The following is a 13,591-nucleotide window of genomic DNA, read 5'->3' on the forward strand; positions in this document are numbered from 1 at the left end:
CATTACATTTTTTTAGTATTTTAATTTTTAGTTTTCTGAAAATGAAGATTCATATAATTCTTTATAAAAACCACCGTATTCTAATAATTCTTTGTGAGTTCCACGTTCAATAATTCTATTTTCTTTAACTACCAGAATTTGGTCGGCATTTATAACTGTTGATAATCTATGAGCAATAATGAAAGAAGTTTTTCCTTTCATTAAATTAAGCATAGCTTTTTGAATGATTTTTTCAGTTCTAGTGTCCACATTAGAAGTGGCTTCATCTAGAACTAAAATATTTTTGTTAGCAATAATTGCTCTAGTGATGGCTAGCAGTTGTCTTTCTCCTTGAGAAAGATTTGCTCCGCCTTCTTCAATGATTTCATCATAACCATTTTTAAGTTTCTTAATAAACTCATGTGCATGGCTCAAATGAGCTGCTTCGATAATTTCTTTATCACTTGCTTCTAGGTTACCATATCTTAAGTTTTCCATTATTGTGGTTTGAAATAAGAATGTATCTTGTAAAACAATAGAAATCTGATTTCTTCAGCTTGATTCATTAATTTCTGATGATTTGTAATTATCAATTTTTATTGTGCCACTATTTGGCAAATAAAATTTGCTTAATAAATTAATAATTGTAGTTTTCCCAGCTCCAGTGGGACCAACAATAGCAAACACTTGACCTTTTTTAGTTTGAAAAGAAGCATTAATTAATTGTAATGAATCAGGATCATTAGTATAAGAAAAATTAACATTTTCAAAACTAACATCACCTCTAATATTTTCAATAGTTTTTAGTTTAGATTCATCAATTTCAGGTTTTAGTTTAATAACATTGAAAACTCTGGTTGAAGAAACAATGGCTAATTGCATTATTGATATATTTTCAAGCACTCTTACAAAGTTGTTTAGGATCATTCTAATATAGAATACAAAAGATATAATGACACCAGGACTGAAATTTTTGTTCGATCCTGTGCCAATGTTGGCATTTGCTAAAAGTGCAGCTATAACAACAATTATTAATTGTAAAAAATTAATTGCTGTAGTGGCATATGGTCAAGCTAAATCGGAATATACATTTGCCTTCAAAGAAGATTTGTATAATTTCAAGTTTTTTTTCTTAAATTCTTCATTGCTTTTTGCATTATAATCCAGTGATTTTATTAAATGATGTGCGGCTAAGTTTTCTTCTATATAACCATTTAAGTTTGATATATTCTTTTGTTGACTTTGGTAATGAACCATTATTTTTTTCAAAAAGAAAAACATTACAAAAAATAAAACAGGAAATAAAGCTATGGTGATTAGTGTCAAATAAACTGAATAATATAACATAAAGCCAATTGAAGTAATGGTTATTACAATTGTGGAAATAATGTTATTAAAATTAGTCGATAAACCACTAGAAATATTATCTATGTCGTTTGAAATAATAGACATCAATTTACCAGTATTAGTTGATTCAAAAAATGAAATAGGCATTTTCATAATGGCTTTATAAGCATCTAGCCGCATAATTGCTGAAGCTATTATTCCGGCTCTTATTGATAAATATGAGGAAGTGTACCAAAATATTTCTTTTAAAATTGCAAAAACTATCAATAAACAAATCGAACCAATAAATTTAAGTTCATCAAAATTTGATCCTGATAAAAAATCAAAATTTAAAAACTCATCTGTAATATAACCCAGTAAATAAGTAGATATAGTTAGACATAATGCCGACAGTATTGAAGTTGTTATTATTCAAAATAGCATTCCTTTTCGATAATTTAAATAATGAATTAATTTTTTAAAACTTTGTCACTTCAATTTAGATTGTTTTTTTGCTTCGTCTTTTGTTAGTTTTTTATTATTTTCAAGAGGATCTAAATTATACATTTTCACCCCCTAACTGTGATAGTGCTATTTCACGGTATAAATCACATTTTTGCATTAGTTCATCATGCTTCCCAGAAGATATTATTTTTCCATTGTCCATCACCAAAATATTATCTGCATTCATGATTGAAGATATTTTTTGAGCAATAACAAAAGTTAACATTTCTTTTTGGTTGTAGTTATTTTTGATATTAGCTAAAACTTTAGCTTCTGTTTTAGAATCTAAAGCAGAAGTTGAATCATCTAAAATAAGAATTTTTGGTTTTTTTAATAAACCTTGAGCAATTGAAAGTCTTTGTTTTTGACCACCAGATAAGTTTGCACCTTTTTGTTGGACTTCATGATCAAATTTATTTTCTAAATCTTGAATAAATTCATAAGCACAAGCATTTTTGGTACTATCAATTAAGTCTTTCTCACTTGCATTTTGATTAGCCATTAATAAATTTGTTTTAATTGTTCCGCTTAAAATGCTTGGTTTTTGATAAACAAAAGAAATGTTGTTTCTAATAGATTTTGTAGCAATTTCTGTTATCTCATGACCATCTATTTTTATTGAACCTGATAAGGTTTTAAAATCAAGACTTATTAGTCTAGCTATTGTTGTTTTTCCTGAACCTGTTGGTCCAATTATGCCTATTACTTGCCCAGGAAAAGCACTAAAACTAATGTTATCTAAAACATTATTATTATCTAAAATGCCTGAATAGTTAAATGATACATTTTTAAACTCTACATTACCACTGGTAATTTGGTTCCTAGTTTCTTTATAATCAATATTTGGTTTTTTAGTAAAAATTTTATTAATTTCTTTGCCCGATATAAAAGCTCTAACTAAAGAAAACACAACAAATGCTGATAAAACTATCCCTACAGTTACAAATATTACATAACTAGTAAATGTTACTGCATTTGATATTACTGTTTTAAATTCAGCTTGTGAATAATGACTATTTCTAGCTACATATCCAGTAACTAATAAGACTAAGGCAATAATAATGTTTGAAAATAAATTAATTAAAGAAAAAATAACGCTATTTACATTTCATGTTTTACGTGAAATTTTTTGTCATTTATTGTTGGCTTCATCAAATTTTTCAAATCTTAAATTTTCTAAATTGTAAGATTTAATAACTTTGGCACCTGATATACTTTCACGTGATTCATTGTTAATTTTTTCATTAGCTTTTTGTTCTTTTTTAAATAGTGGCGCAACTACTAAACCACCAATAATAACTGTCATTAAAATCATTGGAATTAAAACACCAAAAACAATAGACAATTTTAAATCAGTTAATAAAGCAAATACTAAACCAAAAATTAAATTTAGTGGTCCAATAATGCTTAGTCTTAAAAAAGAATATAAACCTCATTGTATACGATTAATATCTATTGTAAATCTAGTGATTATTTTTGAATGACTAAGAGTTTCAATGTCAATTTGTGATAAATTACCTAAATGATTTCACAATCTTTGTCTAATTTGAGTTGAACCTGCAACTGAAATATAGGTTGCCAAAAGAGAGGTGCCAAACGAACTTATTATTCCTACTAACAAAGCTATAGCAAAATAAATTGAAAATAGTTTTATTGATTCATTAATTGTGCCCTCAACTGTGAATAATTTCAAAATTTCTACTTTTGAATAATCAGGAATTGATGGATCTGATTGTCTAAAGGCATTAAAAGATATAAGAGATGAAATTTGTCCAACAAAAATAGGAACAAACAAAAATGAAACAACTTGAAAAATAGTTAAAAATATTGATAATGCTGATAATCATCTAAATTTTTTATCCATATATTTATATAGTTTGAACATTATTCACCTCCCCTTGGCTAAATCTTAAAATTATATTTTAAGACCTTAAAAGTCATGTATTTTATTATTTTACAAAATTAAATAATTTAAATTTTGAAAATATTAACAATTATGTATTAAAATATTAAAACTTAAATAGGAGTATATATTTGTATTGCATATTTGTTGATTTGCTATATATATATATATATATATATATTAGGGAGAGAAAAAATATGAATAAAAAACAAAAAGTTATCTTTGGATTGGGACTTATATCAGCTGCACCAATAACAATTGTGCCTTTGGCTAGTAAATGTTCTAATAATAATGAACCAGTAAAGCTATCAACAGATGAATCATTAGAATTTATAAGAAACAATAAAAATAACAAGAATTTTGTTTTACTTGATGTTAGAACTGAAGGTGAAATAAAGGAAAATTACATTGATGGAATGATCAATGTGAATTTAAATGATCCTAATTTTGAACAAAAAATTAATGCATTCGATAAAAACAAAATCTATTTAGTTTATTGTCGTACACAAAATCGTTCACAAGCTGCTGCTAAGATTATGCAAAAGCTTGGTTTTAAAAACATTTATTGAATGGATGGCGGAATAACTAAATGACTAAGAGAAAATAAGCCTCATGTTGATGTTAAATCTTCTCAAAAACTGTTAGAAATTAAATCAAATAAAATTAGTTTTAAGCCAAACGAAGACATTTCATTTAGTTTGGAAACCAAAAACATTGAAGAAAGTAGTATTAATTATAAATTTACTTTGTTAGACTTCAAAACTAAAAATCAAATTAGCACTACTACTAAAATATTATCTAAACCATTTAGCTCAAGCATTAAAGAATTATTTGGAAGTTCAGTTGTTCTTGAAACTAAAAAAACATACCAACTAAAAGTGGAATGTATAGATATTAGCGATGTTAATGAAGCACTTTTTACATTCGATATAATAAGTGCTTTATCAGAAGATAAAAATGATTATGATTCATATAAAACAAATGGTGCTTATGAGCACATTGCTAAAAATCCTTCATTTGAAGTTAACGAAGAATTCATTAAAAATTTCTTCAACCATAATATGTATCAATATAAAACAATGTCATACACAAAGCAAATTAAACAAATTAATGATATTGTTGACACTACCAAAAAAACAATTTTTATTTTTGGCTCACCAACTTGTTTAACATGTTTGGATTACTTAGCAGATTTAAGTAAGTTGGATTTAAATAAATTCAATTATGTTAAGGTTATGACTTCTGTAGATAATGATAGGCTTGATGAATACATCGAATTATCTAAAAAAGCTTTTAAAGAAAAAAACATTTTATCTGAATTAGATGATTCATTATTAGATAATCAAGATTTTATTTGAAAAAATGTTATGCATTTTAGCACTACTCCTAAAATTCTTTTATTAGATGAAAAAGGTACAGTTGTTAATGCTATTGATGGTTTGGAAGGCAATTTTAATGAAGAATTTATTAAAGTTGTTAAAAAGACTTTTGACATAACAATAACAACCAAACAATCTAAACCTAATATAGAAGATGGATTAATTAAAGAAGCTAAAGAAGCTTTAAGTGCTTATATTAAAGAAATTGAAGCTAAAAAAGATACCTTGAGAGCTGATCAAAAAGCAGATTTAGAAAAAGCTCTAGAAAAAGCTAAAACAGTAGAAAACAAAGCTAATGCTACCAAGGAAGAATTAATATCAGCTAAGAATGAACTAAAATCTTCTTATGAAACAATTTTAGCTAAACCTAAACCAGAAGAACAAAATCCTAATGGACCAAAATTCAACAATGAATACCGTACATGGGAACAAAGAAAAAGATCTGAACAAAATAATCCAGAGTTTAGTGATGTTAGACAAGATTTAATTGACAATCTTTATGCTAAAAATGTATCAGAACTAAAAATTAAAAAAGCTGATGATACCGAACATAAATTTAGTGATATTATTGCTAAAAATGGTAAGGCAACCATTGTAATTTGAGGAGATATTGGATGTAAATATTGTTTACAAGCATTATCTTATTTCAAAGATAAACATTTTAATGATTTTAATTTTGTTGATTTGTTAGATGATTATAGAGACAAATCAAAATGAGAAAATACTATTGATATGTATAGTAACAAAAGCGCAATAGACAAACATATTTTTAGACCTACAGATGATTGAAATCAAGTTACTAGTTTTAGTACTTTTAGACCACAAGTATTTATTTTAGATAAAGAACAAAATATAACTTATACACTAGGTTCCACTTATAGAAGAAGTATTGAACTAGCTAGACTTGTAGGTAGCACAATTTCAACACTTGATGTTAATGAAACCGATGAACAAACCAACGATACAAAAACTAAAGATTTTTATAATGGAAAATATGATGAAATTAAAAAAATCTATCCTAATGATAAAAATAATATAACCGACCAAAAACATGATTTATGAGAAAGTAAACCTAAAAAACCTTACACACGTAAATCTAAAATAGGTGACAAAGAAGCTGAAATACAAGAATTAAAAGAAATCTATCATAAATTTGTTACTGGTCTTGAAACAGAAGATTTAAATTTATATGAACATAATTTTAATGCTAGATATTTAGCTGAGGCTGTGTTCAAATGAGCTCAAGAAGATTGAATTGATAATGCTTATGTACATTTTGGAGCATATTCAATCAATGTTGAAACTGAAGAATTTAAATACAATTCTAAAGATAAAAAAATTGATGATGAATTTATTAAATTAGCTATCCTAAAAAAATTCTTATATGGACTTAATAATGGAGTAAACTCAGTTGATAAAAGACTTGTTTTTGATAAAAACATCAAACAAAAATTTGTGGATTTTGTCAAAGATGCATTACTGCTTATCAATGAAGATATGGATGAACAAGAAAAAATCTTTGTTATTATGCAATATGTAGCTGACAGATATTCATATAGAGATGAAACATGAAAACCTGAGTTCAATTTATCTGGAACTATTGATTTAGATTTTTATGGAGTATGTCAACAATATTCTTGAATGACATCACTTTTATTAAATCTAGTTGGAATTCAATCATATCCTAAAAAATCTGAAGCAGGACACCACCAATTTGTTTGAGTTAAAACAAAAACGAAAAATGATACTGAAGCTAAATGGTATTATGTTGATACACTTCACTTTGATAATGAAGTAGATGATAATATTGTTAGATATCCATCTGGATATGTTAATTCTTCACTAAAGGGAAGTTCTAAATTTAAAGATGGTTTTTTACTAAAAATTAACCTAGATGCAGATCGTAGAGATTTACATTACCCTGGTTATAGATTGTTTTATAGAACTCTACCAATTGATCATATGTTTAAAGACTTTGCTCAAAATAGCTATGTTGATAGCACTATGTTATCACATAACAATAAAGGTCAAAGAATGACTAAAAATGGTTGAATTTTAAGTTCTATTCAAAGTAGATTCTTTAAATATCAAAATAATTGATATACATTTGCACTTTATTCAGGAAGAGCAAATGAAAAAGGTATGGGATTATTCAAAACTAATTTCCATGATGGACCAAATAGTTTTGAATTAGTTTCAAATGATGATCCAATTAAAAAACTAATAGATGATTCATTCCTTAATGCTAAAGATAGCACAATTCCAAAAGTATTTATGGTAGGTAATGTTGCTTTTGTATACAAATACTCTTTTGATGAAAAAAATAATAAACATAAACATGACCTATTTGCTATCGATTTAAGAGAAGGCAAAAAAGTCGATTTAAAAACATATTTTGATACCACTACTATTGCTAAAAATATGGAATTAGATATATTTTCATATGACAATTCTATATATCTAATCAAAAGAAACGCTAATAAAATAGCTATTAAGAAAGATCCAAGTTTATTAACTAAAATAAACTTTAATGATATTGCTGAATTACAACAAATACTAAATCCAAGAACCACTAAGTATGATATTTACAAAAGTGTTTTAGCTCAAAGATTTGAAGCAGGGACATATATGTATCGTGATTTAAGTGTAATCACACAACAAGATGGTATAACATTTAAATCAATAGATTTAAGAAATAGTTTTGATGCTAAATTAAAAGAATTTATGACTTTATATAACACTAGTTCAACAACTTTAGCTGAACTAATTAATAAAGAAAAGGAAATTTCTGATGTTTTAGCTTTGATAAAAAAAGATTAATACAAAAAAAGCCTAATTATAAGCAAACTTTAAAAGTTTTGTCCTTATATAGGCTTTTATTTTTTTATTTAGTTTTTTAGCAATATAGCTTCTTTAGCTATAAATAATTCTTCTTCTGCTCTAATTACATAAATAGGAATTAAACTGTCATCTGCCGATATTATTTTATAATCACCAAAGTCTCTTCCTTTGTTTTTAGTTTCATCAACCTTTAAATTAATCAAGTTAATTTTGTTAATTACTTCTTGTCTAATTAAATAATCATTTTCACCAACACCAGCACTAAAAATAATTGCATCAATTTTATTTTTAATTTTATTAATGTATGTAATTAAATAATCAGCTATTCTTTGAGTATATAAATCAAGTGCAAATGCTGCTTGTGGATTTGTAGTTTTGGCTTTTTGAATATCTCTAACATCGGAAGAAACTCCAGAAACTCCAAGCATACCTGATTTTTCATTTAATATCTTAAATATTTCTTCAAGTGACATGCTTTTATGTTTAGCAATATATGGAATAATAGAAGCATCTATATCGCCAGATCTTGTGCCCATCATGATACCTGCTAAAGGAGTAAATCCCATTGATGTATCAATTGATTTATTATCTTCAATTGCACATAAACTGGCTCCATTACCAATATGCATTACAACTATATTAACTTTAGGCTTGTTAAAAATTTCTTGACACTTTTGAGTTATGTAGTTGTAATTTAAACCATGAAACCCATATTTTCTAATATTAAGTTCATTAGTTAGTTCATAATTAATTGGATATGTATATGAAACCTTAGGTAACGAATTATGAAAAGATGTATCGAAGTGCATTGACATTGTAGCACTTGGTAAAAGTGTTCTAAATGCAATAATAGCTTCTAAGGCTCCGGGGTTATGTACAGGAGCTAAATCAATTGATTCTTCTAATCATTTAATAGCTTGGTCATTTACAATAGTTGTTTGTTGTAAATTAGGGCCGCCGTTTACTACTCTAAAAGCAACTTTAGATATATCCTTAAAATCATTAATGATATTTTTCTTCTTTCATTGTTCTACTAAATTTTTAACAGTTTCTAAAAAACTAGGTAAGGCTAATTCCATTTCTTCTGTTTTATTATCATAATTAAAAATTAATTTGCCCTGTGCTAATTTAATTCTTTCAGCTAGGCCTTTTGCTTCAACTTCTAAAGTATTGCTAAATAATGTTCATTTAATTGAGCTTGAACCAGCATTAATTACTAATATTTTATTCATAAATTACTCACTCCATATATTAAAATAAATTTTATAAATTATATTATAAAACTGTGACTAACAAAGCGGTTTTAGAAACTAAAATAAATAAAAAAAGCAATGTCCATCTTTTACTAACAGTCCAAGCTGCTGAATTTAGGTTAGACATTGCATTGAGTGGTATTTATTTTAAATTTTAAATCTAATTTTGATTTATTTTTTAAATGCTGTTAAAAATGAGTCATTTAACTTTGATCAATTTGTAGCTTTTTTTGAGTTTTGCAATATTAAAATGTCAATAAAGTCAAAATAATCTGTTATTTTTGCTAAAACTGTGTCTAATACTATTCCGTGTTTCATATATAAACCAGTTCTAGTATCTTCTAATATGTCAACTATGTCAAAAATGCCATCAAAAATTTGATTGTAAGCTGTATCAGCTGGATATTTAGAAAAATCAAAATTTTTAATTTCTTTAAATGCTTTTTCATATAACTTGTCTTTAGCAAATATTTCTTCATTTATTGCATTACGTAATTTTGTGTAATTTTCATTATTTTTTAGTTCTGAATTTTCATTGTATTTTTTAATAATTAGCTCAACATGTTTTTTGGCTAATTCAATAGTTTTTGAGAAGTGATTTGCTAAACCATATACTTCATCATCGATGAAATTTTTAATGTTTTCAGGTGTGAAATGCTCTTTATATAAATCTCTTGCCAAGTTATTAACTTTTGCTTTATCATCTGGTTTTTCATTGTATTTTTTTACAATTTTAGATATTATTTGTAAATAAAAATTATTTAAATTTTTAGAATTATTTTTAAACAATGTTTCAATTTCTTGGGTTTCTTGTTCACCAATTAGATTTTTTATACCAAGATTACTTAAATTAGAAGTTATTCATAGATCATCTTCTTTTTTTAGCTCATCAAAGAAAACTGACAGTTTGGCTTTAGTTTTTGTTTTTATATCTTGATCTTTAATGGCTTCAAGATTATCATGTAATTCAATTTTGGTTGATAGCGCAGCTATTGCTGAATTAATTTCTTTTTCTTTAACTTCGATTTTTTTAACAAGTACAGCCTCTTTAGATTTTTGTGCTGATTGTTTTAAAGTTTCAAGTTCTTTTTTTGACTCTTCTAAATTTTTTTTAGAAGCAGTTAGTTTAGATTTATCATCTAAACCTTCAGGTACACTTTTAATTTTTAAATCAACATTATTTAAAGCTTCAGTTGTTTTTTGTTCTAACGTTGATTTTTTTTGTTTATTGCTTTTAAGAACTGCATATGGAATTACAGATAAGGCAACTACCCCAACAACAGCTGCTGCTGTAATACCTGATATCATAAGTATTTTTTTTGTTTTTGGTGTCATTTTTTTCTCCTAATAATTAATTATTTTAATATTCATTTTGTAAATAATAATAGCATACATAAATCAAAATGACTTATATATATATATATATATAATATGAAAAATTAGGACAAATATGCCCTAATTCGAGACTATTTTGCGTTTTTCATTGAACGCATAACTTGTCTAATTTGTGCTTCTGAAGCCTTACGTCCCATTTGCTGGAACATTACTCTAATCATTTTTTCATTAATTGGTGGATTTTCTCTTAGTTGCTTTTCAAATTTTTTCTTAGTAATTATAACTGCAACAATACCGCCAATAACACCAAATACTAATGGCAAAATTACTAATAAAACTATTCCTCAAGTAGGCATTATTTTCCTTTCTTAACAAATTTCTTAACAATTAATAAAGTGATAATAGGTATAACTAAGATAACTAATACACTAATAAAAAAAACTTTTGCTCAATATTTATGTGCATTGCTTCTTTCTTTTAATAAATCAGCGTAATTCATTACTTCTTGCCCAAAAAAGTTTTGAATATCAACCATTCGTTTTTTTCGATAGATTGAATTGACAATAAATAATACTACAACTCCTATTAGTATACCACAAAGTATATAAACTACTAAATCTGGATTTACAAAACTATTGTGAATTCATTCCTGAAATTTAAGGGCTTTTCACGATTTATCTTTAAGAGCTCAAAATATTAAAGTAAATAAACCTAAATAAAATAATATTGCTACCACTAATCAGGTTCTACGTACTTGTTTTTTCATCAATTTTTCATAAAGTATTGCTACAAAAGGTGGAGTAAATGATTCACCTTCTGCTATTCTTTCTCGATAATGCAAAATAGATTTTTTTATACCAGATAATTCAATTGATTCAAACGTTAGAACCACTATTGATATTACACCAAGTACTACAGGAATAATATATCATCCTCATGGTACTGAACTCGAAGGGTCTTTCAGTAGTTGGCTAAAACTAGTTGGACTAAAAGCAAATAATAAACAAAAGATGAAAGATAGAAAAAATACTACAGATAATAGTGAAATATTTATTGTTTTAATTGTAATTTCTGATTTAAAAACTTTATAAATACCATTTGGAATTACTTTTAAAGGATCAAGTGTTCTTGATGGTTTAAAAATACTTTTAGTTTTCATATCCATTTGTGCCATGTTATTAGTCATTGTTGCACTTATGGCCATATGAGTACCTGTATTTCCATCAGGTGAACCTGTAATAATTGGTCTTATATCCATTTGTCTAACCTTTCTTTTGAGTGTCTGTTTTTAGAAGTGCTAAAAATGCTTCTTGAGGCACTTCTACACTTCCAATTTGTTTCATTCGCTTCTTACCAGCTTTTTGTTTATTTAGTAGCTTTTGTCTACGAGTGACATCGCCACCATATAACTTAGCGGTAACATCTTTTCGATATGCCTTAATTGTTTCTCTCGCTATTATTTTACCCCCAATTGCAGCTTGAACAGGAATTTCGAAGTTTTTTCTTGGAACCACTTCTTTTAATTTCTCTGTTAGCTCGCGACTTTTTGAATAAGCAAAATCGCGGTGTACAACTAATGCTAAAGCATCTATTTTTTCACCATTAAGCATTATATCAACTTTAACTAGATCACTTTCTTTTAATCCAATATGTTCATAATCAAAAGAGGCATAACCTTTTGAATAACTTTTCATTAAATCAAAAAAATCGAAAATTGTTTCATTTAAAGGTAATTCATAAATCAAGCGTCTGCGCTTTTCATCTAAGTATTCAAGATTAATGTATTTACCTCGTTTTGATTGACACAATTCCATAATTGGACCAATATATTCTTCTGTTAACATAATTGAAGCTCTAATGTAAGGTTCTTCAATTTTTTTAATATAGGTTCGATCTGGAAAAAACGAAGGATTAGTAATATGCTCAACTTCGCCATTAGTTAAACTAATTACAAATTCAACCGAAGGAGCAGTAGCTAAAATATCTAAATGAAATTCACGTTCTAGTCTTTCTTGCAATACATCCATATGCAATAAACCTAAAAAACCAATACGAAAACCAAATCCTAAAGCTTTTGAAGTTTCAGGTTCTCAGACAATAGAAGAATCTGATAAACTAATTTTTTCAAGAGCATCCTTTAGAGCATTATAATCTCGGGTATCTACTGGATAAAAACCAGTGTATACTACAGGTTTCATTTTCTTATAACCAACTAATGGAACAGATACAGGATTGTCTAGTTTTGTAATAGTATCTCCAACTTCAACATCCTTAACATCTCTAATGGAAGCGGCAATTCAACCTACTTCACCTGCAAATAATGAATCACGTTTTACTTCTTTAGGATTTTTTACACCTAATTCAGTAACTGTATATGTTTTCTTGGTTTGCATAAAGTGTATTTTGTCACCAACATTAATTTGACCATTAAAAATACGAGCATAAATAACCACACCTCGATAGTTATCAAAATAACTATCAAATATTAATGCTTCTAGTGGTTTAGAATCATTAGCTTCTTTTGGTGCAGGAATGCGATTGATAATAGCATCAATAACTTGGTCTATATTAATTCCAGATTTGGCTGATATTAAAATAGCATTAGAAGCATCAATACCAATAATATTTTCAATTTCTTCCTTAACCCTTTCAGGGTCTGCTGCAATTAAATCGACTTTATTAATTACAGGAACTATTTCTAAATTATGTTCAATTGCCAAATATACATTTGCTAAAGTCTGCGCTTGAATTCCTTGTGTCGCATCCACTAATAATAATGCTCCTTCACAAGCAGCCAAACTACGACTGACTTCATAAGTAAAATCGACATGCCCAGGTGTATCAATTAAATGAAAAATATAATCCTTATATTTAATTTGGATTGCATTTAGTTTAATTGTAATTCCACGTTCTTGCTCTAGATCCATTGAATCTAAAACTTGAGGTTTTGATTCACGTGCACTAATGGCATTAGTAAATTCTAAAATACGGTCAGCAAGTGTGCTTTTACCGTGATCTATATGAGCAATAATTGCAAAGTTTCTAATATTTTTTTTATTCATAGTTTTGTT

At 26.9% G+C, this 13,591-nt stretch carries 8 protein-coding genes; 1 reads left to right on the plus strand and 7 read right to left on the minus strand.

The window, feature by feature from the left end:
* Nucleotides 1–27: 27 nt before the first annotated feature.
* Together JXZ91_RS00260 and JXZ91_RS03530 are read right to left on the minus strand one after the other, a co-directional pair.
* Nucleotides 28–1,872: an ABC transporter ATP-binding protein gene (locus JXZ91_RS00260; protein ID WP_205851017.1), complete on the minus strand. Its 1,845-nt coding sequence runs from the start codon at nt 1,870–1,872 to the stop codon at nt 28–30.
* Nucleotides 1,865–3,694: an ABC transporter ATP-binding protein gene (locus JXZ91_RS03530; RefSeq protein ID WP_205851018.1), complete on the minus strand. Its 1,830-nt coding sequence runs from the start codon at nt 3,692–3,694 to the stop codon at nt 1,865–1,867. The genes JXZ91_RS00260 and JXZ91_RS03530 overlap by 8 nt, the downstream gene beginning before the upstream one ends.
* Before the next feature lie 215 nt (nt 3,695–3,909).
* Between JXZ91_RS03530 and JXZ91_RS03535 the strand changes: the two genes are divergently transcribed.
* On the plus strand, nt 3,910–7,911 hold the full coding sequence (locus JXZ91_RS03535) for a rhodanese-like domain-containing protein (RefSeq protein WP_205851019.1): 4,002 nt from the start codon (nt 3,910–3,912) through the stop codon (nt 7,909–7,911).
* A 68-nt stretch (nt 7,912–7,979) separates the two neighbouring features.
* On the opposite strand, the gene JXZ91_RS00275 is transcribed toward JXZ91_RS03535, so the two are convergent.
* The 5 genes from JXZ91_RS00275 to lepA form a co-directional block, all read right to left on the minus strand.
* The gene (locus JXZ91_RS00275; protein WP_205851020.1) at nt 7,980–9,164 is read right to left on the minus strand and encodes an acetate/propionate family kinase; all 1,185 of its coding nucleotides are present in this window, start codon (nt 9,162–9,164) and stop codon (nt 7,980–7,982) included.
* Between the two features lie 192 nt (nt 9,165–9,356).
* Nucleotides 9,357–10,520: a hypothetical protein gene (locus JXZ91_RS00280; protein ID WP_205851021.1), complete on the minus strand. Its 1,164-nt coding sequence runs from the start codon at nt 10,518–10,520 to the stop codon at nt 9,357–9,359.
* A 131-nt stretch (nt 10,521–10,651) separates the two neighbouring features.
* Nucleotides 10,652–10,876, minus strand: coding sequence for a YneF family protein (locus JXZ91_RS00285; protein WP_205851022.1), 225 nt, complete (start codon nt 10,874–10,876; stop codon nt 10,652–10,654).
* Nucleotides 10,876–11,778 (minus strand): MSC_0882 family membrane protein, encoded by a 903-nt coding sequence (locus JXZ91_RS00290; protein ID WP_205851023.1) that lies wholly within the window; start codon nt 11,776–11,778, stop codon nt 10,876–10,878. Before JXZ91_RS00290 ends, JXZ91_RS00285 begins: the two co-directional genes overlap by 1 nt.
* A 4-nt stretch (nt 11,779–11,782) precedes the next feature.
* Nucleotides 11,783–13,582, minus strand: a complete 1,800-nt coding sequence (gene lepA / locus JXZ91_RS00295) for a translation elongation factor 4 (protein WP_205851024.1) — start codon at nt 13,580–13,582, stop codon at nt 11,783–11,785.
* Nucleotides 13,583–13,591: the final 9 nt, after the last annotated feature.

The sequence above is a fragment of the Mycoplasma enhydrae genome (assembly GCF_017116825.1).
In the GTDB taxonomy this organism is placed as follows: domain Bacteria; phylum Bacillota_I; class Bacilli_A; order Mycoplasmatales; family Metamycoplasmataceae; genus Metamycoplasma; species Metamycoplasma enhydrae.